The 26,423-nt window shown below is 32.7% G+C and carries 26 protein-coding genes; 13 read left to right on the top strand and 13 right to left on the bottom strand.

The window, feature by feature from the left end; all coding sequences use genetic code 11:
* Positions 1-51: 51 nt before the first annotated feature.
* Positions 52-624, bottom strand: coding sequence for an adenylate kinase (locus RN605_RS12515; protein ID WP_313325226.1), 573 nt, complete (start codon positions 622-624; stop codon positions 52-54).
* A gap of 45 nt (positions 625-669) precedes the next feature.
* Positions 670-1,200 carry a hypoxanthine phosphoribosyltransferase gene (gene hpt / locus RN605_RS12510; RefSeq protein ID WP_313325224.1) on the bottom strand — a complete coding sequence of 177 codons (531 nt, stop codon included), beginning with the start codon at positions 1,198-1,200 and terminating at the stop codon, positions 670-672.
* A gap of 85 nt (positions 1,201-1,285) precedes the next feature.
* Here hpt and RN605_RS12505 point away from each other — a divergent pair, with 85 nt between their 5' ends.
* From RN605_RS12505 to RN605_RS12485, 5 genes are all read left to right on the top strand, one after another.
* Complete coding sequence (locus RN605_RS12505) at positions 1,286-1,825, top strand: hypothetical protein (protein WP_313325223.1); 540 nt, start codon at positions 1,286-1,288, stop codon at positions 1,823-1,825.
* A gap of 79 nt (positions 1,826-1,904) precedes the next feature.
* Entirely contained in the window at positions 1,905-3,065 is a 1,161-nt protein-coding gene (locus RN605_RS12500) for a 5-(carboxyamino)imidazole ribonucleotide synthase (RefSeq protein WP_313325222.1), read from the top strand.
* 2 nt (positions 3,066-3,067) lie between these two features.
* Entirely contained in the window at positions 3,068-3,553 is a 486-nt protein-coding gene (gene purE / locus RN605_RS12495; protein ID WP_313325221.1) for a 5-(carboxyamino)imidazole ribonucleotide mutase, read from the top strand.
* 3 nt (positions 3,554-3,556) lie between these two features.
* Entirely contained in the window at positions 3,557-5,581 is a 2,025-nt protein-coding gene (locus RN605_RS12490) for a M3 family metallopeptidase (protein ID WP_313325220.1), read from the top strand.
* 11 nt (positions 5,582-5,592) lie between these two features.
* Positions 5,593-6,516 carry a restriction endonuclease gene (locus RN605_RS12485; protein WP_313325219.1) on the top strand — a complete coding sequence of 308 codons (924 nt, stop codon included), beginning with the start codon at positions 5,593-5,595 and terminating at the stop codon, positions 6,514-6,516.
* Between the two features lie 3 nt (positions 6,517-6,519).
* Here RN605_RS12485 and RN605_RS12480 read toward each other — a convergent pair whose 3' ends face one another.
* The gene (locus tag RN605_RS12480) at positions 6,520-7,335 is read right to left on the bottom strand and encodes a UbiA prenyltransferase family protein (protein ID WP_313325218.1); all 816 of its coding nucleotides are present in this window, start codon (positions 7,333-7,335) and stop codon (positions 6,520-6,522) included.
* Positions 7,336-7,506: 171 nt separating this feature from the next.
* Between RN605_RS12480 and gcvP the strand changes: the two genes are divergently transcribed.
* The 8 genes from gcvP (at position 7,507) to RN605_RS12440 (ending at position 16,255) form a co-directional block, all read left to right on the top strand.
* Positions 7,507-10,350: an aminomethyl-transferring glycine dehydrogenase gene (gene gcvP / locus RN605_RS12475; RefSeq protein WP_313325217.1), complete on the top strand. Its 2,844-nt coding sequence runs from the start codon at positions 7,507-7,509 to the stop codon at positions 10,348-10,350.
* 65 nt (positions 10,351-10,415) lie between these two features.
* On the top strand, positions 10,416-10,799 hold the full coding sequence (locus RN605_RS12470) for a group III truncated hemoglobin (RefSeq protein WP_313325216.1): 384 nt from the start codon (positions 10,416-10,418) through the stop codon (positions 10,797-10,799).
* 126 nt (positions 10,800-10,925) lie between these two features.
* Positions 10,926-11,984 carry a 3-oxoacyl-ACP synthase III family protein gene (locus RN605_RS12465; protein ID WP_313325215.1) on the top strand — a complete coding sequence of 353 codons (1,059 nt, stop codon included), beginning with the start codon at positions 10,926-10,928 and terminating at the stop codon, positions 11,982-11,984.
* Positions 11,985-12,610: 626 nt separating this feature from the next.
* Positions 12,611-13,240, top strand: coding sequence for a hypothetical protein (locus tag RN605_RS12460; RefSeq protein ID WP_313325214.1), 630 nt, complete (start codon positions 12,611-12,613; stop codon positions 13,238-13,240).
* Positions 13,241-13,302: 62 nt separating this feature from the next.
* Positions 13,303-13,827, top strand: a complete 525-nt coding sequence (locus RN605_RS12455; RefSeq protein ID WP_313325212.1) for a methyltransferase — start codon at positions 13,303-13,305, stop codon at positions 13,825-13,827.
* Positions 13,827-14,675 (top strand): glycosyltransferase family 2 protein, encoded by an 849-nt coding sequence (locus RN605_RS12450; protein ID WP_313325210.1) that lies wholly within the window; start codon positions 13,827-13,829, stop codon positions 14,673-14,675. The genes RN605_RS12455 and RN605_RS12450 overlap by 1 nt, the downstream gene beginning before the upstream one ends.
* A 69-nt stretch (positions 14,676-14,744) precedes the next feature.
* A complete protein-coding gene (locus RN605_RS12445) occupies positions 14,745-15,494 on the top strand; it encodes an MlaE family ABC transporter permease (RefSeq protein WP_313325209.1) in 750 nt (249 codons plus the stop codon).
* Complete coding sequence (locus tag RN605_RS12440) at positions 15,491-16,255, top strand: ABC transporter ATP-binding protein (RefSeq protein WP_313325206.1); 765 nt, start codon at positions 15,491-15,493, stop codon at positions 16,253-16,255. The genes RN605_RS12445 and RN605_RS12440 overlap by 4 nt, the downstream gene beginning before the upstream one ends.
* Here RN605_RS12440 and RN605_RS12435 read toward each other — a convergent pair.
* The 10 genes from RN605_RS12435 to RN605_RS12390 form a co-directional block, all read right to left on the bottom strand.
* Positions 16,252-19,698: a gliding motility-associated C-terminal domain-containing protein gene (locus RN605_RS12435; RefSeq protein ID WP_313325205.1), complete on the bottom strand. Its 3,447-nt coding sequence runs from the start codon at positions 19,696-19,698 to the stop codon at positions 16,252-16,254. The genes RN605_RS12440 and RN605_RS12435 overlap by 4 nt on opposite strands.
* Before the next feature lie 70 nt (positions 19,699-19,768).
* The gene (locus RN605_RS12430) at positions 19,769-20,830 is read right to left on the bottom strand and encodes a mannose-1-phosphate guanylyltransferase (protein ID WP_313325203.1); all 1,062 of its coding nucleotides are present in this window, start codon (positions 20,828-20,830) and stop codon (positions 19,769-19,771) included.
* Between the two features lie 450 nt (positions 20,831-21,280).
* Positions 21,281-21,883 carry a SprT-like domain-containing protein gene (locus RN605_RS12425; RefSeq protein WP_313325201.1) on the bottom strand — a complete coding sequence of 201 codons (603 nt, stop codon included), beginning with the start codon at positions 21,881-21,883 and terminating at the stop codon, positions 21,281-21,283.
* A 2-nt stretch (positions 21,884-21,885) separates the two neighbouring features.
* A complete protein-coding gene (locus RN605_RS12420) occupies positions 21,886-22,563 on the bottom strand; it encodes an SDR family NAD(P)-dependent oxidoreductase (RefSeq protein ID WP_313325200.1) in 678 nt (225 codons plus the stop codon).
* A 44-nt stretch (positions 22,564-22,607) separates the two neighbouring features.
* Positions 22,608-23,243, bottom strand: coding sequence for a hypothetical protein (locus RN605_RS12415; protein WP_313325198.1), 636 nt, complete (start codon positions 23,241-23,243; stop codon positions 22,608-22,610).
* Positions 23,243-24,283: an ATP-grasp domain-containing protein gene (locus tag RN605_RS12410; protein ID WP_313325196.1), complete on the bottom strand. Its 1,041-nt coding sequence runs from the start codon at positions 24,281-24,283 to the stop codon at positions 23,243-23,245. The genes RN605_RS12415 and RN605_RS12410 overlap by 1 nt, the downstream gene beginning before the upstream one ends.
* 11 nt (positions 24,284-24,294) lie before the next feature.
* A complete protein-coding gene (locus RN605_RS12405) occupies positions 24,295-25,005 on the bottom strand; it encodes an NRDE family protein (RefSeq protein WP_313325194.1) in 711 nt (236 codons plus the stop codon).
* Positions 24,993-25,481, bottom strand: coding sequence for a DinB family protein (locus tag RN605_RS12400; protein WP_313325193.1), 489 nt, complete (start codon positions 25,479-25,481; stop codon positions 24,993-24,995). Before RN605_RS12400 ends, RN605_RS12405 begins: the two co-directional genes overlap by 13 nt.
* A gap of 66 nt (positions 25,482-25,547) precedes the next feature.
* The gene (locus RN605_RS12395; protein ID WP_313325192.1) at positions 25,548-25,937 is read right to left on the bottom strand and encodes a DoxX family protein; all 390 of its coding nucleotides are present in this window, start codon (positions 25,935-25,937) and stop codon (positions 25,548-25,550) included.
* Between the two features lie 15 nt (positions 25,938-25,952).
* A complete protein-coding gene (locus RN605_RS12390; RefSeq protein ID WP_313325191.1) occupies positions 25,953-26,414 on the bottom strand; it encodes a YHS domain-containing (seleno)protein in 462 nt (153 codons plus the stop codon).
* Between the last annotated feature and the right edge of the window lie 9 nt (positions 26,415-26,423).

Genomic DNA, 26,423 nt, shown 5'->3' with positions numbered 1-26,423 from the left:
TATGAGGCATTTCTAAAAATAACCGCTTAAACTTTTAACCTTATAACCTATTTACAAACTATCGATTACTTTGCTTAAACGAAGTGTAATTTCTTCTATAGAACCGATTCCGTCAACAGCGTGAAACTTATCTTGTGCTTTATAGTAATCCATTAAAGGAGCTGTTTTTTGATTGTATTCCTCGTAACGGTTTCTGATTTTTTCTTCGTCTTGGTCATCAGGTCTTCCTGAAGTTTTTCCTCTTTCTAACAAACGTTTTACCAAAATTTCATCATCCGCTTCCAAGGCAACTGTTGCGGTAATGCTTTGATTTTTTGATTCTAAAAAAGCATCCAAAGCTTCTGCCTGAGCAATTGTTCTTGGAAAACCATCAAATAAAAATCCTGCTGAATGTGGGTTTTTGTCAACTTCGCTTTGCAACATTTGAATGGTTACTTCATCTGGCACTAAATCGCCTTTGTCCATATAGGTTTTAGCAAGTTGCCCAAGTTCAGTTTCATTTTTGATATTGTATCTAAAAATATCTCCTGTTGAAAGATGTGTTAGGTTGTATTTTTCTTTTAAAAATTCAGCTTGTGTGCCTTTTCCAGCACCTGGTTTTCCGAAAAGAACGATGTTGATCATTTTAATCTTAGTTTAATATTGTTTAAAAGTTTAAGTAGTTTAATTTTATTGTGCTAATTGGTAAACATCTGGAAGGTTTCTGCCTAAACCGTCATAGTCTAAACCATAGCCCACGATGAATTTATTAGGAATTCGCATTCCGATATAATCAATTTTAATGTCTTTAGTATACGCATCAGGTTTGAAGAATAGTGTTGCAAATTTTAAATGCTTTACATTTTTTTCTTTGAAAATTGCTTTCAATTCCTCAATGGTATTTCCAGTATCTACAATGTCTTCTACCACAACTACAGTTCTTCCCGTTAAGTCCTGATTTAATCCTATAAGTTGTTTTACTTGATGTGTTGTTTGTGTTCCTTCATATGAAGCTAATTTTAAAAAAGACACTTCACACATGCCGCGGTATTCTTTCATCAAATCAGACAATACCATGAACGAACCGTTTAAAACACCAATAAATACTGGTACTTCGTCAAAAAAATCATCATCCATTTTTTTTGCCATATTTTTTATTGCAAAAGAAATTTCCTCAGATGATATAAAAGGTTCAAAGGTTTTGTCGTGAAGATGTATCATGGCTTAGGATTTTAAATAAGTTGCAAATTTAATAACTATTAAGGATTAAGTCCTAAGTAATTAGACTTTTTTATAAATTTGATATATGAATAATGATTTTATAAATCAGATAAGCAATGGAAATGCCAGTATCAAAAGCAGGCAACACAACACCAGTTTAGTACTAGAAAATACCGAATTAACCAAAGATTTAATTGAAATGGCTGTTAATATTGAAGATAAATTTCATTTTAAAGCTGTTTGGGTTATTGAAAAATTAGTGGATAAAAATATAGAATTGCTGACTCCTTATATTGATAAAATTCTAGAAACAGCTCCAAAATACAAGCATGAATCAGCAGTAAGAGGAATTAGCAGAACAATACATTTTTTAAGTAAATCAAAAAAAATAAAACTCTCCGAAAAACAAGAAAACAGAATCATAGAAATCTGTTTTGACTGGTTGATTAATCCAAAAATAAAACTTGCACCGAAGGTTTTTGCAATTTATAGTTTGGAAGAAATGAGTAAAAAACAACCTTGGATTTTAAAAGAATTGACTCCGATAGTTGAAAAAGATGCCGAAAGTCAATCGCCGGGTTATAGAGCTGCCGCTCGAAAAATATTAAAAAAGACCTATCTTTAAGTTTTTTTTGAGATTTGGAATTTGATAATTGGGTTTTGAAATTAGTATCTTTGCAACACAACGACTACAACTACAACAAATGAATTATTTCTCATCCGATTTTAAACTTGGAATCTTAGGTGGCGGACAATTGGGCAAAATGCTATTGAGTGATACTCGAAAATTTGACATCCAAACATTTGTACTCGACCCAAGTGATGAAGCACCAGCACGACTAGCGTGTAATAATTTTTTTCAAGGCGATTTATTAGATTTTGATACCGTTTACCGATTTGGAAAATTGGTTGATGTATTGACAATTGAAATTGAAAATGTAAACCTCGATGCTTTAGAAAAACTAGAAAATGAAGGTTTAAAAATATATCCATCGCCAAAAACATTACGATTAATTCAAAGTAAAGCGGTTCAAAAAGAATTTTACATAAAAAACAAAATTCCAACTGCCAAAGGAAAAGCTTTTAAGAATTTGAAAGAACTGTTGGTTGAGTTTATGGATGGGAAATTAAAAATGCCATTCGTATGGAAAAGCGCTCGTTTTGGGTACGACGGAAATGGCGTAAAAATTATTCGTACACCAAAAGACCTTGAAACCTTGCCTGATGTTGAATGTATCATGGAAGAATTGGTTCCTTTTAAAAATGAACTGGCAGTAATAGTAGTTAGAAACGTAAAAGGCGAAGTAAAAACCTATCCTGTTGTTGAAATGGAATTTCATCCTGAAGCCAATCAGGTTGAATATGTTATTTGCCCAGCGAGAATAGATTTACCGATTAGTTTGAAAGCTCAAGAAATTGCGTTAAAAGTTTCTAAAGCTTACAAACATGTTGGAATTTTGGCTGTAGAAATGTTTCAAACCAAAGATGATAAAATATTGGTAAACGAAGTGGCGCCGAGACCACACAATTCGGGACATTACTCCATAGAAGCCAGTTATACTTCGCAATTTGAAAATCATTTGCGCGCCATTTTAAACCTACCTTTAGGTAAAACCGAAAGTAAAGTTGCCGGAATTATGGTAAATTTGGTTGGCGAAGAAGGACATACTGGAAATGTGAAGTATAAAAACATCGAAAAAATTATGGCAATTGATGGTGTAACACCACATATTTATGGTAAAAGAGAAACACGACCTTTTAGAAAAATGGGACATGTAACTATTGTTAATGAAAACATGACCGAAGCCAGACGAGTTGCTGAAGAAGTGAAGAAAAGTATTAGAGTAATAAGCACAAAACAATAAATATGAGCAAAGTAGCCATAATCATGGGTTCAAAATCAGATTTACCCGTAATGCAAGAAGCCATCGATATATTAAACAGTTTTGACATCCAAACTGAAGTTGACATCGTTTCTGCACATCGAACTCCAGAAAAATTATATGATTTTAGTAAAAATGCACATCATAGAGGAATTTCAGTTATTATTGCTGGCGCTGGTGGTGCGGCTCATTTGCCTGGAATGGTTGCCTCAATGTCGCCACTTCCTGTAATTGGTGTTCCAGTAAAATCAAGCAATTCTATTGATGGTTGGGATTCAGTTTTGTCTATTCTACAAATGCCTGGCGGCGTTCCGGTGGCAACTGTAGCCTTGAATGGCGCAAAAAACGCTGGAATTTTGGCGGCTCAAATTATTGGAAGTCACGATAAAATTGTTTTAGATAAAATTATTTTTTACAAAGAAAGTTTGAAAGAAGCCGTGAATAAGTCGTCGGATGAAATGAAAAAATAAAAAATGAAAGTACTTACTCAAAGATTTACTACCAAATACGAAACCGCGCCATTTTCGGTCATAAAAATGGAAGATTACAAACCTGCCTTTGAAGAAAACATCAAGAATGCAAAAGCTGAAATTGATGCTATCATCAATAATCCTGATGTGCCAACTTTTGAAAATACTTTGGAAGCCATAGATTTTGCAGGTTATCCTTTGGATAGATTATCATCTATTTTTTTTAATCTGAATTCGGCCGAAACTACTGATGAAATGCAGAAAATTGCTCAGGAAGTTTCGCCATTATTAACCGAATTTGGGAACGACATTACCTTAAACGAAGATTTATTCAAACGTATAAAAGCAGTTTATGATGCCAAAGACCGTTTGAATTTAACTACCGAGCAACACACTTTATTGGATAAAAAATACAAAGGATTTGTTAGAAATGGTGCATTGCTGAATGAAGAACAAAAGAAAAAACTTCGTGAAATAGACACACAATTAGCCAAATTAAAACTGACTTTTGGTGAAAATGTATTGGCAGAAACGAACAATTACCATTTGCAAATTACCAATGAAGCAGATTTAAAAGGATTACCCGAAGGTGTTATTGAAGCTGCAAAAGCGGAAGCCGAAAGCCGACAATTGGAGGGTTGGGTTTTCACTTTAGACATGCCAAGTTATTTACCTTTTATGACCTATGCAGATAATCGTGAATTGCGAAAAGAATTAGCTATTGCTGCTGGTAAAAAAGGTTTTCAAAACAACGAATACGATAATCAAGATAACGTAAAAGACATTGTGCGTTTACGTCATGAACGCGCTAATTTATTAGGTTATGCTTCGCATGCGCATTTTGTTTTGGAAGAACGAATGGCTCAAAATCCTGAGAAAGTTATTTCCTTTTTGAATGATATGCTGGAAAAAGCAAAACCAGCTGCTCAAAAACAATTTGAAGAATTAACTGCATTTGCTAAAGAACTCGATGGAATTAATCATTTGGAAAAATGGGATAGCGCGTATTACTCTGAAAAATTGAAGCAAAAATTGTTCAATTTGGATGACGAAAAACTAAAACCCTATTTCAAATTAGAGAACGTTTTGAATGGCGCTTTTACCATCGCAGAAAAATTATACGGTATTACTTTTAAAGAAGTATTTGATATCGACAAATACCATAAAGATGTAACCACTTATGAAGTTTTGGATTTTCAAGGTGAATTAGTTGCTGTTTTTTATGCTGATTTTTTCCCAAGAAAAGGAAAACGAAATGGTGCGTGGATGACTTCATTCAAATCGCAATTTATCAAAGATGGTAAAAACGAAAGACCACACGTTTCCAATGTTTGCAACTTTACGCCACCAACACCAAGCAAACCTTCATTATTAACTTTTAATGAAGTTACAACGTTGTTTCATGAATTTGGTCATGGATTGCACGGAATGTTAGCCAACACAACCTATCCAAGTTTATCGGGAACATCTGTTTATTGGGATTTTGTAGAATTGCCAAGTCAGGTGATGGAAAACTGGTGTTACGAACCAGAAGCATTAGCACTGTTTGCAAAACATTATGAAACAGGAGAAATTATTCCTCAAGAATATGTAGAAAAGATTAAAGAAAGCGCCAACTTTTTAGAAGGTATTGCTACGTTACGTCAATTGAGTTTTGGCTTGTTAGATATGGCTTATCATGGCAAATCGCAAACTATTGATGATGTAAAAACCTTTGAAGAAAAGGCTTTTGAAAGTACCAAATTATATCCAGATGTAGCTGAAAATTGTATGAGTACATCGTTTTCTCATATTTTTCAAGGTGGTTATTCTTCGGGCTATTACAGTTATAAATGGGCAGAAGTTTTGGATGCTGATGCTTTTGCATTCTTCCAAGAAAAAGGAATTTTTGACAAAGAAGTTGCTGCGAAATTCAAAGAAAACATCTTATCTAAAGGCGGAACCGAATTGCCTATGGAATTGTATAAAAAATTCCGAGGAAAAGAACCAAAACCTGATGCTTTGTTGAAACGCGCTGGATTGATTTAACCTTTTTATTTATGAATAATGAATGGCTTGAATTTGAAAAACTAACCGCTAGAGTTTATACAATAATAAACAATGGTAATGGTATAGTAAAACATAATGACAAAATAAAAGGTATCAATAGCAAAAGAGATAGACAAATTGATGTTTCAATAAAATATTTATTACCAGGTAATCATTCAATATTAATAATAGTCTCTTGTAAAAACTACAAAAAAAAGCCTAATATCAGATTGATTGATGAATTTGTCGGACTTCTGCAAGATGTCAATGCCAACAAGGGAATTTTAATTTGTAAATCAGGATTTGGAAATTCCATATTAGAATATGCTAAAACAAAACAAATAGATTTATGCACTATAGAAGACCTAGAAAATAGAAATTTATTAGACGATATTAGAATTCCAATTAGTTTTTACAAGTTTGACTATAATTTTTCAGTGAATTTTTCTTTAGAAAATATTAAAGATAAAAACAACTTCCCTAAAATAAGTTTTAAGTCTAAATCATTTACATTTGATAAAAAGATTTTTTTTTCATTGAATGATTACATATTAGAGTTTTGGAAATTAAAAAAATTAGACTCTATTAGTGAGCCATTTAAAGAAATTGAAAATATCACAAGAATTTTTTATCAAGATAATCATGATTTTTATTTACTTTTTAATTTTAATTTAATGTATGAAAAAAAAGTAGATATAAAATATTTACTATTTGAACCCACAGAATACTACAAGATAAAACATTATACCGAAAAAAATGAGTCTAGCGTTTATGGCTTTAACAATGAACTATTTGATTTTGAAAAACCATTCTGGCTTAAAGAAAAACCAGTAGACTTTGAAAGTAATCTTTTTTATGGAAATTTTTTGTTTCTTTCAATAAATGATACATTAGATGCTGAAATTTTAAATGAATTTGATATTACTTACAAATAAAACTTAGCTGAAAGTCACTAACAAAATCCACCAAAAAATCGGAATGCTTTCTACCCAAAAACTAGAATAGTATTTCGATTTTTTTTCGTTTGCAAATAATAAAAAAAGTGACGTTGTGATAGCAATTCCAAGTTTTAATAAAAGTATTTCTTGCTTGAAATTAGAATCAAAAAATTCAAGTAAAACAAATACAATCATCAGTAAAACTCCAATTATTTTAGTGTTTTTTACTCCTATTTTTTGAGGTACAGTTTGCAAATGCGGATCGTCTTGACGTAAATCGATGATTTCAAAAATTAAGACTAAAACAAAGACAAAAACGAAACGCTGCATTGCTACTAGAAAAACATAATTATCAATCGGAACTTGAGCGTTGATAATAGGCAAAACTAGCGTAACTCCAACCCAACAAAGCGTAACGATATAGATTTTTATTCCTGCCCAATTCCGAGCATTTCTTTTATTGGGAAAGAAAGGCAATGTATATAAAAGCGTCAAAATCAGGAAAACCATTCCAAGTATTTTGGTTATTGTTTCAAGTTTCAAGAAAAAATATACTGTTGCCAACAAAGAAATAAAACTCAAGAATGCTATTACTTTCAAGCTCAAACTCATGTTTACTTTTTGAGTTCGGGCTAAGGCATCGTATTTCACAAAATTATAACCCACAATAGTTCCAAAAAAAGCAAAATAAGCACAACTTTCAATGTTGGTTATTTGAAACAAAAAACCAGTCATGTGCACCAATGCAAATACCGAAAAAGATACATGAATACTACTTTTGATATAAAAATCGATAAGTTGCTTAAATAGTTGCATTATGAATATTAAAAAAAGTGTTAATAAGAAGCCTTTTTAGTTGAAAAATTCTCAAAATATTACCCTTTGTTTAGCACAAATTTAGCGATTTAATAATTACTTTTGTACTGCAAAAAATCCATCTACTAATATGGATGAAACACAACTATACAATTTAGATTTTACATTTTAATGAAAACAGACGCATTTGCACTTAGACATCTTGGACCAAGAGAAAATGATTTGCCAAAAATGTTACAAACCATTGGTGTTGAAACATTAGACCAATTAATCTATGAAACCGTTCCGGACAATATACTTTTACACAAAGGATTAAAACTTGACGAACCAATGACCGAATATGAATATGCTAATCATATCCGTGTGTTAGGTCGTACAAATAAAGTTTTTAAATCGTACATCGGTTTGGGATACAACCCAACTATTGTTCCACCTGCAATTCAAAGAAATATTTTTGAAAATCCAGGTTGGTATACTGCTTATACACCATATCAAGCTGAAATTGCACAAGGAAGATTAGAAGCTATATTGAATTTCCAAACCATGGTTATTGAATTAACGGGAATGGAAATCGCTAATGCATCATTACTTGACGAAAGTACTGCTGCGGCTGAAGCAATGGCATTATTGTTTGATGTTCGTACACGTGACCAAAAGAAAAATAATGTTTGCAAGTTTTTTGTTTCAGAAGAAATATTACCACAAACACTTTCTGTTTTACAAACACGTTCTACGCCAATCGGTGTTGAATTAGTAGTAGGCAATCACGAAACGTTTGATTTTTCAAATGAGTTTTTTGGAGCTATTCTTCAATATCCAGGAAAGTATGGTCAGGTAAATGACTATACTTCGTTTATTGCTAAAGCAAATGAAAACGAAATCAAAGTTGCCGTTGCTGCTGATATTTTATCATTAGTAAAATTAACTCCTCCGGGAGAAATGGGTGCCGATGTTGTAGTTGGAACTACACAACGTTTTGGAATTCCAATGGGTTATGGCGGACCACACGCTGCTTATTTTGCGACCAAAGAAGAATACAAACGTTCAATGCCAGGAAGAATCATTGGTGTAACTATTGACACAAATGGCAACCGTGCTTTGCGTATGGCATTACAAACTCGCGAGCAACACATCAAACGCGAAAAAGCAACATCTAATATTTGTACAGCTCAAGTATTACTATCTGTAATGGCCGGAATGTTTGCCGTATATCACGGACCAAAAGGACTGCGTTATATTGCTGACAAAGTACATTCGTCTGCAGTTACTTTAGCCGATGCTTTGAACAAATTAGGTGTTTATCAAACCAACACTTCATTTTTTGATACAATAGTTGTAAAAGCTGATGCTAAAAAAGTAAAAGCAATTGCCGAAAAACACGAAATTAATTTCTTCTATATTGATGATGAAACTATTTCTATTTCGTTAAACGAAACTACTTTATTTAAAGATTTAAACGAAATAATTGCTGTTTTTGCTGAAGCCGTTGGTAAAGAAAAATTTGAAGTAAACGAATATGCATTAGAGAACAATTTCCCGATGCATTTGAATAGAAAATCAGAGTTTTTACAACACGAAGTTTTCAATAGCTATCATTCTGAAACAAGCATGATGCGCTATATCAAAAAATTAGAGCGTAAAGATTTGTCGTTAAATCACTCGATGATTTCTTTGGGTTCTTGTACAATGAAATTGAATGCGGCTGCCGAAATGTTGCCATTAAGTATGCCTTACTGGAATACAATTCATCCATTTGCTCCACTTGACCAAGTTCAAGGATATACAGGAATGTTGAAAAAACTAGAGCAACAATTAAATGAAATCACTGGTTTTGCAGCAACTACTCTACAGCCAAATTCTGGTGCTCAAGGTGAATATGCAGGACTTATGGCTATTCGTGCTTATCATATTGCTAACGGAAATAGTCACCGAAATGTTTGTTTGATTCCTGCATCAGCACACGGAACCAATCCTGCTTCGGCGGCAATGGCTGGAATGCAGATTATCGTTACCAAAACTATGGAAAACGGTAATATTGATGTGGAAGATTTAAGAGCAAAAGCCATCGAAAACAAAGACAATCTGTCTTGTTTGATGGTAACTTATCCTTCTACTCATGGAGTTTTTGAAAGCGCTATTAAAGAAATTACACAAATCATCCATGATAATGGCGGATTAGTATATATGGATGGTGCCAACATGAATGCACAAGTAGGATTAACCAATCCTGCTACTATTGGTGCCGATGTTTGTCACTTGAATTTACATAAAACATTTGCCATTCCTCATGGCGGCGGCGGACCAGGTGTTGGACCAATTTGTGTAAATGAAAAACTGGCTCCGTTCTTGCCTAGCAATCCATTAGTAAAAGTTGGCGGTGAACAAGCCATTACGGCTATTTCAGGCGCACCTTATGGTTCGGCTTTAGTCTGTTTGATTTCTTATGGATATATCTGCATGTTAGGAGCTGAAGGTTTAAAAAGTGCGACGCAACATGCAATCTTGAATGCTAATTATATGAAAGCTCGCTTAGAAGAACACTATCCAATTTTATATTCAGGAGAAATGGGCAGAGCTGCACATGAAATGATTTTAGATTGCAGAAGCTTCAAAGCAAAAGGCATCGAAGTAACCGATATTGCAAAACGTTTGATGGACTATGGTTTCCATGCTCCAACAGTATCGTTCCCAGTTGCTGGAACATTAATGGTAGAACCAACCGAGTCAGAAGATTTAGCTGAGTTAGACCGTTTTTGTGACGCTATGATTTCTATCCGTAAAGAAATTGAAGCAGCTACTATTGAAGAACCAAACAATGTATTGAAAAATGCACCACATACTTTAGCTATGGTTACTGCCGATACTTGGTCGTTCCCATACAGCAGAGAAAAAGCAGCTTATCCATTGGAGTATGTTTCCGAAAATAAATTCTGGCCAACTGTTCGTCGTGTTGATGAAACTTATGGCGACAGAAATTTAGTTTGTAGCTGTGCGCCAATTGAAGCTTATATGTAATTAAAAGTTCACTATATAAAATCCCAAATTCCTTATAGAGTTTGGGATTTTTTAATTCAATTCCCATGAACGACATCGAAACCCGAGAAGACCTAATACACATCATGCGAAAGTTTTATGAAAAACTATTGACCGATGATTCTATTAATTTCTATTTTACTGAAATAACCGATGTTCACTATCATCTAGAAGAACATTTCGAATTGTTAGCCACTTTTTGGGAGCAATCTCTTTTTATGAAAGGCGGTTATAGTAATAATATGTTTCAAATTCATAAAGACATTAACGAAAAACACCATTTCACCAAAGAACATTTTGACACTTGGTTAAAGCATCTTTACAACACTATTGATGAAGACTTTCAAGGAAAAAATGCCGAACAAATGAAAATCAATGCGCTCAGTATGGCAACGGTAATGCAGATTAAAATTGTCCAACAAAATCACTAATAATTATCATTTTATCAATTTTAATAATGCTTTTTTAATTTTTTCACAATTGTTTTGAAAAAAAATAAAAACTTGATTCTTTTTATCGATTTATTGATACTTTAGTATGCTTTTTTACGTAACAAAATGAATATAAAAATAACCGGCTCAGGAAGCTATATCCCAACAGAAGTTGTCTCGAATATCGATTTTGCAAAACATGTTTTCTTAAACGATGACGGAACACCTTTTCCGCATCCAAACGATGTGGTGGCACAAAAATTTTTAGAAATTACCGGAATACAAGAACGCCGTTATGTAAAGGATGATTTGTTGACTTCGGATATTGCCACTATTGCTGCCAAAATTGCCATTGAAGACGCCAAAATTGACCCAGAAACATTGGACTATATCATTATGGCACATAATTTTGGAAACGTAAAAAAAGGCGCCATCCAATCGGATATGTTGCCAAGTTTAGCAGCACGTGTCAAACACGATTTACGCATTAAAAACCCAAAATGTGTGGCTTATGACATGCTTTTTGGTTGTCCGGGTTGGGTAGAATCAGTAATTCAGGCTTGGGCATTCATCAAAGCAGGTATGGCTAAGAAATGTTTGGTTATTGGCGCCGAAACTCTTTCGCGCGTGGTTGATTTGCACGACAGAGACAGCATGATTTATTCGGATGGTGCTGGCGCAACTATTATTGAAGCAACTGATGATGATAGCGGAATCCTTGCACACGAATCGGCATCGTTTACCTATGATGAAGCTCATTATTTATTTTTTGGAAATTCGTTCAATACAGAACACGACCCAGATGTTCGCTACATCAAAATGTATGGTCGTAAAATATATGAATTCGCGTTGAGCGAAGTGCCAAAAGCCATGGCAGCTTGTTTGGAAAAAAGCGGTGTTGATATCAGTCAGGTGAAAAAAGTGCTCATCCACCAAGCCAACGAAAAAATGGACGAAGCCATTATTCAACGATTCTACAGAATTTACAAACAACAAACTCCCGAAGGTATCATGCCAATGAGTATTCACAAACTGGGTAACTCCAGCGTTGCTACCGTGCCCACGCTTTATGACCTATTAATCAAAGGAAATCTCGAAAATCATTCGTTATCCAAAGGTGATATCATTCTTTTTGCTTCTGTTGGTGCGGGAATGAATGTCAATGCAATAGTGTATAAAGTATAGACTTTATTAGACTTCATAGAAGGTTATACATAATAGAAAGTAGACTTAATTTTAAATAATTACAAGGTAGAATAGCCTTGAAAATTTAACATTTAAGGTCAAAACTAGGAGCCGTCAGGTCAAAACTAGGAGCTGTCAGGTCAAAACTTTTAGCTAAAACAGAAAAAAATGTTGATTTTTACCCAAGAAACAACTTTTTTACCCCACGCAGCAACTTTTTTTGGGTGTCCAGCAACTTTTTTTGGGTGTCCAGCAACTTTTTTACCACACCCAGCAACTTTTTTTGGGCGTCCTGCAACTTTTTTTACCCACCAAGCAACTTTTTTTGGGCGTCCTGCAACTTTTTTACTCTACCCAGCAACTTTTTTTGGGTGTCCAACAACTTATTTTACCCACCAAGCAACTTTTTTTGGGTGTCCAGCAACTTATTTTGGGGAATCAGCAACTTTTTTTTAATCACTTGCAACGATAATTTTACAACAGCTAACATTAATTACCAACTCGTAATTCATGTTTTTTAACTCGCAACTAAAAAAAGGGTGATTTGAAAAAGGAATTGGTTATTTTTGGATTAACTATCTTAAGAAAGAGACGCAAAATAACTCTACTTATTTTAAAAAAATATCATGAAAAAAATATTTTATTCCTTAAAGGTAAGCATATTATTTTTATCAATGACTATCCCAATCGTAGCTCAGAAAAATTCTGTTGAACTAAGTTTTGAATCAGTTGAAATAGATACCACCTCTATTAATGCATTTGAAGGAGTAAAAAATGCAAAATTCAAACTTGATTATTATCATACTGATGGATATTCTACTGGAAACAGATATTGGTATGAAGTAGTTATAATTGATTCTCTTATGATTTTAAACTTTAAATCACCTGATAATGATGATTGGAATTACATTAATTATCAAAAACAGGTTGTTCTGGGAGATGATGCATTAGAAGCAATTAAGTCAAAAATCAGCGAAACAAAATTGAAACAAAAAACAAAAGGAATTCCAATACCTCCAGGAACAGGATATGGAGCAGACAGACTTTATATTGAAGGAGATGAAATTGAAATCGCAGGAGGAACTGTTTATATGTGTGTTGGAGAAGAAATGCCTCTTGAAAATATTGATAAAAGAATCTCTTTAGAAAAAAAATTATCTTCAACCATTTCAGGCGATTTTCAAACATTTTTTAATCTGTTAGAAAAACTTTTTACCGATTTACCAATGTTGATGAAAAGTAAAGATAAAGAATAGAAGTAACGTGAGCACAATTCTTAAAACTTTGTACCTTTACGCCAGTAAATTTCATAGTCACTATGTACGAGAAGACATACCCAAGCAAGCGCTTTAACATTACACTAGATTTCCTGAAAAAACACATCAAAACTAGTGAAACCATTTTTGATTTGGGTGTGCCCAATCCGTTTTCGAAAATCATGGAAGACAATGGCTACAATGTCATCAATACTAAAGGCGAAGATTTAGACAAAGACCAATCAGCGTTGCAAAAAGAACAGTATGAGGTATTCACTGCTTTTGAAATTTTTGAACATTTATTGAATCCGTATACGGTATTGCAAAACGTAAAATGCGACAAAGTATTAATTTCAATCCCGATGCGTTTGTGGTTTCAGTCGGCATACAGAAGTAAAACCGACAAATGGGACAGACACTACCACGAGTTTGAAGACTGGCAACTGGACTGGCTTTTGGAAAAAACAGGATTTAAAATCATAGAGCGTGTACAGTTTACACATCCTGTAAAAAAACTGGGCTTCCGTCCTATCCTAAGGTTTTTTACACCAAGGTATTATTTGGTTTATGCTGAAAAAGTAAAATAATGAAATATTACCTTGTCATTCCTACCTATAACGAAGAGCTGTTTGTAGCACTGACTTTACAATCATTGGTAGAGCAAACTGTTTTGCCTTCAAAAATTGTGGTAGTAAATGATGGTTCTACGGATAATACCGAAAGAGTAATTGAATCGTTTTGCGAAAAATATCCTTTTATTTCTCTAGTCAATAAAACTTCGGATGCTATTCATCTTCCGGGAAGCAAAGTGATTCAGGCTTTTCAAAAAGGTTTAGAAGCTCTAGACGATAACTATGATTTTATTGTAAAAGCCGATGCCGATTTGATTTTTCCATCCAATTACTTTGAAACGATTATCAAACATTTTCAATCGGATGATCGTATTGGAATGGTTGGTGGTTTTGCCTACATCGAAAAAAATGGCGAATGGATTTTAGAAAACCTAACCGATAAGGACCACATCAGAGGTGCTTTTAAAGCTTATAGAAAAGAGTGCTTTCAACAAATTGGTGGTTTAAAACCCGCTATGGGTTGGGATACCGTTGACGAATTACTCTGTAAATTTTATAATTGGAAAGTAGTAACTGATGAAACCCTGAAAGTAAAACATCTGAAACCTACAGGTGCAAGTTATGATAAAGCGGCACGCTATAAACAAGGTGAAGCCTTTTATAGTTTGGGTTATGGATTTTGGATTACGGCTATTGCTTCCTTAAAACTTGCACTGCGAAAAAAGAAACCTATGCTGTTTCTGGATTATCTCAATGGGTTCAGAAAAGCAAAAGCAACCCACAAACCTTTGTTGGTTACTGAGGAACAAGCTAAATTCATTAGAAACTACCGTTGGAAAAAAATGAAGGAGAAGCTTTTTTAACTGAAAAAACTCATAACTCATTACCCAAAACTCATAACTTCTGACTATTTTTGACATTATTTAAAAATTATGATGCTCATTCGCTATCTATCGCAGATTGGAAAATACTTTTTGATGCTAAAAGAAGTATTCAATAAACCCACAAAATGGTCTGTGATGAAAGGTTTAATCATCAAAGAAACCGATGATTTAATTATAGATTCGCTAGGAATTGTTGCTTTTATATCCTTTTTCGTTGGTGGTGTGGTTTCCATACAAACAGCGTTGAATTTAACCAATCCTTTAATTCCAAAACATTTAATTGGTTTTGCCACTAGACAATCGGTTATTCTGGAATTTGCACCTACGTTTATCTCCATCATTATGGCGGGAAAAATGGGTTCGTTCATTACTTCTAGTATCGGAACTATGCGTGTGACAGAGCAAATTGATGCGTTGGAAGTTATGGGTGTTAATTCGTTGAACTATTTGGTATTTCCTAAACTTATTGCGCTACTGCTTTATCCTTTTGTTATTGGTATTTCTATGTTTCTAGGAATCCTTGGCGGATGGATGGCAGGTGTTTATGGCGGTTTTACAAGTAGTTTTGAATTTATTCAAGGAATTCAAACCGAATTTATTCCGTTTCATATTGCTTATGCCTTTATAAAAACATTACTATTTGCTATCATTCTTGCTACTATTCCGTCGTTTCATGGTTATTATATGAAAGGTGGCGCACTGGAAGTTGGTAAAGCAAGTACGGTAGCCTTCGTTTGGACATCAGTAGTAATTATTTTGGTAAACTATATAGTAACACAATTATTATTAGCATCATGATAGAGGTAAAAGATGTAGAAAAATCGTTTGGAGATGCAAAAGTTTTAAAAGGAATTACAACTTCTTTTGAAACAGGAAAAACCAATTTAATTATTGGGCAAAGTGGTTCTGGTAAAACTGTTTTATTGAAATCGTTATTAGGAATTCACACGCCAGATAAAGGAACGATTGCTTTTGATGGAAGAATATATACTGACTTGACCGATGATGAAAAAAGAGCTTTGCGTACCGAAATTGGTATGGTATTTCAAGGTAGTGCTTTGTTTGACAGTATGACTGTGGAAGAAAATGTTGGTTTCCCATTGAGAATGTTCACCGAAAAAACACCTGCTGAAATAAAAGAGCGTGTAAACTTTGTAATTGAAAGAGTAAAACTTGTTGATGCCAATCATAAAAAACCATCGGAACTTTCTGGAGGAATGCAAAAACGTGTTGCAATTGCACGCGCTATTGTAAACAACCCGAAATACTTGTTTTGTGATGAACCAAACTCAGGATTAGACCCAAAAACCGCTATTGTTATTGACAACTTGATTCATGAAATTACCGTTGAATACAATATTACTACGGTTATTAATACACACGACATGAACTCGGTAATGGAAATTGGCGAGAAAATTGTATTCTTAAAAAATGGAGTTTTAGCTTGGGAAGGTTCTAAAAAAGACATTTTTAAAACCGATAACGAAGCCGTGACAGATTTTGTGTATTCGTCTAATTTGTTCAAAAAAATCAGAAAAGCACAGAATAAAGAAATTTAATTTGCGCTTAGGAAAATCCAACCATTTGTAGTTTCTGCACTATTAAAAGTTATCAGATAAAAATATGTTCCGTCTGGAAGTCGACCTCCTTTATCATTTTGCCCTTGCCATTCGTTAATGTAGTTTCCTTTTTCAAAAACTTTTCTTCCCCAACGGTTGTAGATTTCTAAATTCTTTACATCAAAACCTGTTAAATCTAATCCATCATTTAGACCATCATTGTTTGGTGTAATCACATTAGGCACTTCACACATGGTTCGAATAACGTCAATAGTTTTGGTAGTAGAACAACTGTTTTGATTGGTAATTGTTAAAGAATAGATGCCCGTTTCACCGCGAGTAATGGTTATTGGATTTTGGTTACTTGAAAAAGCATTTGGTCCAATCCAACTAAAAGTATAATTCATCTCATCACTAAAAATAGCAGTCAAGACATATTCCTTATTCAAACATTCTTGATTTAATTCAAAATCTGGCAATGCATTCACCACAACCTCAACCTCTGAAGTTTCAGAATTACAACCATTTTGAGTTATAAAAACCGTGTATATTCCATTGTCTGTCGAAGAAATATTGCTTAACAATGGATTCTGTTCAGTAGAAGTAAAACCATTTGGTCCACTCCAGTTATAACTTGCATTTGCAACTGTAGTAGCGTATAAACTCAAATCAGAAGTTTCACAAACTACCTCATCAGTGCTTGCTACTGGCGTTTCTGGAATTGGATTTATTGTAATGTTAATTGTAGCTTCATCAGAAGAATTACAACTGCCTTCTACTCTATAATTAAATTGATATGAACCCGAATTAATAGAAGAAGAATCCCAAAAATTATTGGTCAGCATTCCACTACTAGTCATTTCAGACCAAACTCCATCACTATCATAACTTCCTTGTAAAAGAGTAAACAAATCAATTGTTCCTTGAGTTCCACAATAGGAAACTGTTTGACCAGTACCAGCATTTGGAGTATCTGGATTAAGGTTTATTTCATAACTAAGCACTTGATTTAAACATGAATTTGGATTACCCGGATAAACAATGTTTACATAGTAAGTTCCGTTATTGACACTAGAATTGAAAGGAGTAAAATTTAATGAACTAGTCGTGCTTAATATTGTTGTGGTTTGATTGTCTTTCCACCATTGATATTGGAGAAAAGAAAAATTTGGAACCGATAGAGATGTATTTTCCAAATCACAAACAATACCTTCAAATGTTACTTCAAAAGGCAATGGATTTGTAATTTCAAAAACACGGTTTACCACATTTCCACAAGCATCTACAACTCTGAAGTTATAAATAGCAGGCTCTAAATTTGGAAAATAATTTGAGGTACCATTTTGAACTAAAAAGGGAGCACCATTTTTAGTTGTTATACTGTATTGTAATGGTCCAACACCTATAGCATTTACGAGTACCTCAAAGGTTGAACTACACGAAATAGAATTAATATTTTCAATTGATGGAAGTCCAGAAAAATCAAACTCATTAATAACTCTAAAACAATTAATTGCAACTGTTGTATTATCAATATATGCCTTAAAACATTTTAACACTCTGAAGTGACCAATCAAATTTAAATTTATATTGTTTCCAATATTCAAAGGGTACGAATTTGCGTCGACAGGTAATGTTCCATCAGGATAAATAACATTAGTAAATGGATGTACCCAATTTCCTGTTGTTGTATCAAGTTTTTGCAACCAGTAAGTATTATTAGAAGTGTTTGAATTTTCAACTAAATTAATATTAAACGATCCACAATTGGGTGATAAATCTGCGGTAGAATTTTCATAATAACCAAATACTTCTTTTGAAATAGTATAAGTTATTCCACAGGCATTAATTACTTCAAAAACATAAGTTCCTGGCGGCAACGAACCCAAAGTTAAAGTAGTAAAACTTCCAACTATAATTGAATTAAAATTATGAGGTATTGAAAAACCAGTGTAAGTTGAAGGAGCTGAGGTCATAATAATAGAAGTTAATTGTCCTTCAACTTTTAAAGACCCTAAACCAATATCACAACCTTCTAAAACATTTGACCCCGGAGAATCAGATATTGGAGAAATCACTACTATCATAGGTTGATGCTGACCACACAAATCTGTAGTATCAAATTCATAAACCCCAACAGGTAAATTAACAAAACCTGTGAAATTTGATGAATTTATTGTACTTGTGTAATCATGCGGCAGGGCTACATTATAGGTAGCTGGTGCCGAGACCATGACTAATCCTTGAATAGCAAAAATCAACAGTGATCCTGTTGTACAATTATTATTATAAATTAGATAATAAGGTGGAATCGGAGATTCAACTGTAACTTCTATATTATAAACATGCTCAACTCCACAAACATCGGTAACATTAAACACGTATACTCCTGCTACCAAATTAAAAATTTCTAACTCATTTTGTACAATTTGTGGCGTATAATTTATTGGCAATGTACTTGTAAAACCTGATGGTGCCGAAACCAACGTTATAGCTGTAACTCCAATAAATTTAATTTTTTTATGTGTACAATCTTGGGAATTAAGTTGAAACGTGGACGTTGGAGGTGTTATATTATTTATCACACCATTAATGGTTTGAGAATTTCCACAACCATCAACAATTGTAAAACTATAAGAATATGGTTGTTGTTCGTACAATGGAACAGATATAGAATAACTAGTAGCATTTACTTGACCAGAGCTAATAACTCCAGTTCCTGAAATGATAGTTCCGCCAGGAGCGTTTACTTGGCTACTTATTTGTAGCGGATACTTTATTACTCCATTTGATTGTATAGTTGAAACATTAAAACCAATTGTAACTGTAGTACATGTTGCTGAAAAAGGTGTTGAAAGTGTAAAATTGATAGCAGTACTAGTACTCTCTAATGTATATGTTTGTACAACTGCTTCGTCACAATTATCTATAACTCTTACTACATAAACTCCCGCTGAAAGTCCGGTGAATATATTCGAAGTTTGCAAAGGTTTTATAACTGGTCCAGAAATAATTTCATACCAAACAGCTGTTCCTGTTGTAGTGGTAACTGTTATCGTTCCATCAAGACCACACATTTCGTTTGTACTGGTAAGTTGATAGGTTAAATTGATAATTTGATTCAGTATAATAATATCTTGTTGCTTTGATGCTGTTTGAGTTCCAAAAGACTGAGTTGCAACAACTCTATATGTACCTTGAGTTAAACCTGTTAAAGGAGAAGTACTTGTAACGGTTATTGGTGTTGCTAAATCTGGCAACTTATAAATAGTGTACAAAATTGTAGAACCAGGTAAAGTATTTGCCACTGAAAAAAAAAGCTTTCCATTAGCTGTACAGGTTTCATTTACTTTTGTAACCGTTAAGGTAAAATTATCGATTTGACTGTACGAACTAGTATAGCAAATTATAAAAACAAATAAGGCTTTGATAAAATTTTTCAAACTATCACTTTAATTTAAGTGAAATAAAAGTAATACAAAAAATAATATGTTTTACAATTTGCAAAAAATATTACAATTCACTAGCCAACTTTGTAATTCGCTTAATGTCTTGCTCTTTACTTTTTGGGTAAATCAATAATATCCCTTCTTTATCAACAATTATATAGTCATGAAGACCATCAACTACAATTAATTTATCTGCATCTGAACGGATGATATTGTTAGAAGCATTCTCCATTACAACTTTGGCATTAATTACTCCGTTATTGTTCTCATCTTTCTCTATTTTTTCATGTAATTGACCCCAAGTTCCAAGGTCGTTCCAATCAAAAGTAGCTGGAAGCACAAAAACATTCTTTGCTTTTTCCATTACAGCATAGTCAATAGAAATGTTTTCAGCATTGGCATAATTAGTTTCTATAAATTGTCTTTCAGAAGCGGTGTTATAACTTTCTAAACCTTGTTGAAACAAAGCATTCATTTGAGGTTGAAATTTTTCAAAGGCTGAAATAATCGATTTTGCACTCCAAATAAAAATTCCACCATTCCAAAGGAAATTCCCTTGTTCTAAGAATGATTTTGCAGTTTCGTAATCTGGTTTTTCTCTAAATTGATTTACTTTCTTAATTGAATTACTATCTGATTTGTCAAATTCAATGTATCCAAAACCTGTATTAGGAAACGTGGGTTGAATACCCAATGTCATTAAAGCATCGTTGGTTTGGCAAAAATCAAAACATCGTTGTAAATTTTGAGTAAACGCATCTTCATCTTCAATCCAATGGTCGCTTGGTGCTACAACCATAACCGCATCTGGATTTTGCTTTTGAATTTTTAAAGACGCATATAAAATACATGGTGCTGTGTTACGCATTGCTGGCTCTAACAAAACTTGTTCTTGTTTCACCATTGGCAATTGTTCTAAAACCAAATCATTATATTTTTCATTGGTTAAAATCAAAATATTTTCGACTGGAATTAATTTTGACAAACGGCTGAACGTTTTTTGAATTAACGTCGAACCCGAACCCAACATATCGTGAAATTGTTTAGGAAATTCCGTTGTAGAAACTGGCCAAAACCTTGATCCAACTCCACCAGCCATCAATATTGCGTAATAATTTTTATTCATTTTGTTTTTTAACTAATAATAAACTAATGCATTTTATAGTCGTTGCAAATATATTCAGAATAAGAAGAAATTGGGAAATAATTAGAAGAAATGCACTTAGTAACAAATAGAAATTTATTTTCTCACCATTATCAAACAAAGGAAATTTATCATCACTAAAAATTAAATTGTATGGGAAAAAAAATCCTATCATTGAAAATAAAAAAAACGATATTAGAACAAAAGTCAAAGATTTGAATAATTCTATTTTGAATTTCTCAAAAAAGAAATAAATCATGAAGTTCAAAAATGATAAAATAGCTAACAAAAAATAAAAGTAGCTATGAGAAATAACATAATAAGTATCGTGAATGTTAATATCAAATGTTTCTTCTGTTGTAAAAAAACCAACTATAACTAAAATTAAAATTATAGGAATAAATATAACGTAAGGCTTTCTCCTTATCATAATCAACTTGGCAAAATTTCAACCTCAGCGTTGGCATTAAATAAATACAGCTTTCCTGTTTTTACTTCCAAACATTCATAACGTTTTACTCGAAGTCCTTTTTTTTGAAAAATTCTTCCGTTTTTTATTCTAAACATGCTTCCGCTTGGAACTTCATGAATGAAATGAACATCGGGTTTTCGTTCATCAAATTGTTTTAATGCATACGCTAATCTTGCATCGGTATCGCTACTTGCTGTTGGATTTTTGAAATGATTGGCTACTAATGGCAAAACCGAATGCGGAAAAATTTCAGGTCTAATAAATGGCAGCATCAATCTTTGAAAAGTAAGCTTCCATTCATTCCCGTGAGGTTTTATAAATCGTCCAAACTTTTCATAAGCTACCAAATGCGCAATTTCGTGAACTAATGTTATCAAAAAACGATACTTATTCAAGTTGGCATTAACGGTAATTTCGTGTTTCCCATTTAAAGCTTTTCGATAATCACCATGTCGAGTTTGTCGTTCATTTACAATTTTTAGATGAACCGAATTCATTTTGATAAGCTCAAAAAGTGGCTCAACAGCATACTCTGGTAAATATTTTAAAAGAACTTCACTCAATTTTAAGGCGTAGTTGATGAAACTTGAATAATTTTTCCGTTGTGGTATTTATTTCCGTTAATTGCAAAATTAAAGATATATTCTGCCATTTCTGAGGCAGAAATGGGCGCTTGATAACCCGGAAAAGCTTCTTGCAACATTTCTGTATTTACTGCTCCAAGTGCCAAAACGTTGAAAGCTATTCCTTGTTCTTTATATTCTTCTGCTAATAATTCAGAAAGTGTAATAACCGCACCTTTACTTGAGGAATAAGCCGCTAAACCTGGAAATTTCATGCTGCCTTGAATTCCACCCATTGAACTAACGGTAACTACGTGACTTCCTTTTTGAAGAAATGGCAAACAAATTCGAGTTAAATTGGCAACACCAAAAACATTTACTTTATATACATCTTCAAAATCAGATTGCGAAAGTTGAGAAAAAGGTTTGCTAATTAAACTTCCAGCATTGTGAATGATAATATCCACTTTTTTCCAAGTATGAGAAAGAAAGTTTTCAACTTCATTTAAATCTTCTTCTTTAGACAAGTCAATTGAAAGACAAGTGATGTTTTGGTTTTCAATTAAATCTTGAGGCATTTTTCTAGAAATAGCAAGTACTTGATGTCCAGCATTTGCAAATTGTAATGCTAATTCGTAACCAATTCCTCTGGAAGTTCCGGTAATGATGATGTTTTTCATTATTCTGTAATTGTCGTAAATATACTAATTCTAAGGAAAAGATTTTAGCTTTTATATTTCTTGAAAAACTTAACGGCTTGAAATATTCCCAATCCAACGAATACCAACGGAATAATTAATTTCATCAAATATTTGGAGAGAAAATCAACATTAGAAGCAAAGTAATACAATGATACTATTAAAGTTAACATTCCAAAAAAAGTTCCAGCAATAGTTCCGAATAAATAGAAGTATTTTTTAGAATTTGAAACTTCAATATATTTTCCGTTTACTAAATATAAATTCCAACTCAGCCAAAAAGGAATTTGAATAAAATTTAAACTGCTAAAAAACAATCCTGCAAAGAAAAAACTATGACTAATGTTCGAAAAAACAGTTCTGTTGACTTGTTCTGAGTTGGCGCTAGAATAGAAAAAATAAGCCAAAACAAACAAAAACACAACAGAAAACATTTCAATATATTTCAATAGTTTATAGTTACTATTGAGTTTATTTGCAAAAAACAATGTGCCAAAAATCACAAAAAATTCAACACAAATAACGCCTAACAAATAGAAAACCGTCTGATTCAATCCATTTGAATTATAGATGTCAAAACCAATCACATTCAAATATCCTAATGGAATTGAACCGATGAAACTCACCAGAAATCCAACCAAAATATTTTTAAGGTTTTGCATTAAAAGTTTACTATTTTTTTAGTCTGTTCCAAATGTTGTCGGTATTGATTCATTCCTTCTTTATGCGTAAGATATGAAAATCCTCGTTTGTTATTTTGAACGCTGATTTTGTACATATAAGAAATATGTCTTGCCAATTCTTTCCAGCAAAAAAAGATAGAATGCTTTGGGTCGTAAATATGAGTTGGCTCGCTTGCTGCACCATTTAATTCAACTATCTGGAAATTTTTGCCTTGCTCGAGTTCTTCCCAAGTATTGAACATCAAATCCATTCTACCAAAATAAAACTCATCAATTTGAAGACACAAATCATCAATAACTTTGTTCAGAGAAACAGATATTTTATCGCTTGCATTGATAAATTTTGCACCTCGAATATGATTGCCATATGGAACTAAATTTCGCTTTTCTCCTTTACCTAAAATTTCCTGAAGCTTATTTCCATATTCTTTTTGCAATGATTTTAATTGCATTTCATAGCGTGGATTTTGTTTAATTAATTCTTCCTGAGTTGAAAATCCATCGCCTTCAACAATAAGATATTCTTTAGCTACAATTCCAGTGATTTTTCCATTTTTTTGATGCGGAAACCGAACATAAAAAATCCCAACTTCATTCTCATAAGGAATAACATCTTGAATGATATAATCGAAGTTTGCTTTTTGATGATAATCTTTCAATTCATCTTCTGAATTTATCTTTTTTACAGCCGAACCACGAAGTCCAATATCAGGTTTTGCAATTAATGGAAAAGGAATATTGTTGCTTTCTTTTGTCGAAATAACTTCTTCGAATGGACAACTTTCTTTAACGAAAGAAGTTTTTGGATAATATTGTTGCGGAATTAGATTGTAGATTTCTATTTTACTATCCATTATAAAACCACCGTTTTTCATAGAAGGATTGCAAGTATTAAAAAAGAAAATCGTTCGTTGACTCAAAGCATAAAAAGCCCAAAGAAAATAAATTGGAATATAGACAATAGTAAACGGCCAATATTCCCAATGGGTTAGTTTATGAAAAAATAGTTTGAAGTTCAAAGGTGCAATTTTTATACTGTGATAAAAGTAGTTGAAAATTCTTTTTCTAAAACCAAATCTTTATAGTAAATTTCTACTTTATTGTTTTCTATAATTGCTTGTGTTATACTTAGTGTTTTCAGAAAATCGTTTCGGTTTATAACCAAACCGTTTTCAGGATTTTTTTCTTCTGTGTAACGATGAAAATTAAACATTTCATTCTCATCAACCTGAGGCTTTGTATCTAGAAAATTATAAAACCAATCTTCTCTTTTTTCTCTGACTTCTTTGGAATATAATGTAGATGATGACCAAATGTGCGATTGATTAACGTCTAACTCAATGGCTGATTTTTCTAATTCATTCCATTGCAATTGATATAATCTTTCGTTTTCAAATAAAACGATTGTAAACGGCTGAATGTCATCTAAATCAATAGTTTGCCAAAACTCTTTTGGCGATTCTGCACTTATTAAGTCTAAAACAATCAATCCGCGACTTTTTCGATAGCTTTCTTTTATTATGTGCTTTTCATTTGCTCCATTCAATAATACAATAACATTAGAAAACTCATCAATTGCATACCAAGTTCCGCCTTCTTTTTTATCTTTTGGGAAGATGATGTTTTTGTTATTGATTAAATAATTCTTAGGTTCAACAGCGCTTGGCCGAAGCACTTGCTCATCACGATTAGATGTGATTATTGTTTTATCGTTGGAGCGAACAAAACTTACTGTACACATTGTTTTCTGTATTCTATGGTTGAACGAGCTACACCAAAATTTTCGTTGACACTTGTTATCCCATAATGTAATAACGCAACTTTTATCAACGCTTGATGATGAATGCAATGTTCTAAATTGTAAAGTAGTTCTCTTTTATAATTGCTTTGTATCAAAAGGATTTCGCCGTCAACACATTGTTCTAAGCTTAACTCTTTGTTGGGTTTATCTATTTCATTCAAAATTGTTACTATCGCATTTGATGCAAACTTTGCATCTGTTTGGATTTGAAAATTTCTTTCTCTTTTATCGTAATCAACTACACCATTTTCGTATTGATTTTCCAAGCATTGAAACATTTCAATAATGTGTCTTGTGTGTTCGCCAATGGTTGCGTTGCTTAATGCTTCACAAGGTTTTGAGTAAATTTCATTTGAAAGTTGGTTGACTAAATCCAACAATTCATTTAATGTTTTTTGAATAGAAGCTATCAGCATTTGTTGTGTTTTTAAAAAATATACGATATTCTTTAAGGTTCAGATTTTGATTTTGAAATTTAGTAATTAAATTTTTAATTTTAATAAATCAGCTATTTTATTTCTTTCGTGAAATATTAAATAACAACTGCATACTGCAGTTATTAAAGCTAAAAAAAATAAAGTTCCTCCATCGTTTTGAACTTCAATTCCTAAAACAAAAAGATGTGATGCTATTGCTCCTAACATTGTTCCTAAAGCTACTATTGCTCCTAGCAATGTTGTTCTTGGAATTAAAATCAATATTGAAGCTAATAATTCGGCTATTCCTGAGCCAATTCTTCCGAAAGGTTCTATTCCTAGTTTTGTAAAAATATAGATACTTTCTTCGGCACCTGTAAATTTAAAAAATAAGGTTTGCACCAATATTACGACTACTACAAGTTTTACTATCCAAAAGATTATTTTATTATTCATGTCTTTATTTTTAACTTATTGAATGAACTTTTTCCAGTTATTATCTGCTTTTTTCTTCAAATTGGCTTCGTTTTTATTCCAAGATTTTAAAGTGTTATTGAAGAATGCGTTGTAGAAAACATATAATTTACCGTCAATAATCTTGAATGTTTCTGGGTCAACATCAACTTTTTCACCTGAATCTCCCATTGCATAAGCACACCAACCACCATATTGTGGTTCATAGTTTGCGGGGTTTTTTAAAAACGCATCTTTATTAGATTGATTTGAAAAATAGTAAGTAACTCCTTCATATGAAACTGCAATTTCTTTCTTTCCTTTGACTGCTTTTTTTACAGTAAAATATGCCACAGGATCATAACCTTGAAGTGCTACTTTATTCTCTAAATTAAATTCTGCTATTCTTTTTGTAGAAGATTGTGAAAATGAATTTAGACTTATGATTCCTAAAACAAATAGTATTACATATTTTTTCATGATTACTCT

This window comes from Flavobacterium sp. PMTSA4, assembly GCF_032098525.1.
Classification (GTDB): Bacteria; Bacteroidota; Bacteroidia; order Flavobacteriales; family Flavobacteriaceae; genus Flavobacterium; species Flavobacterium capsici.
This window is presented reverse-complemented; position numbering and strand designations above follow the sequence as displayed.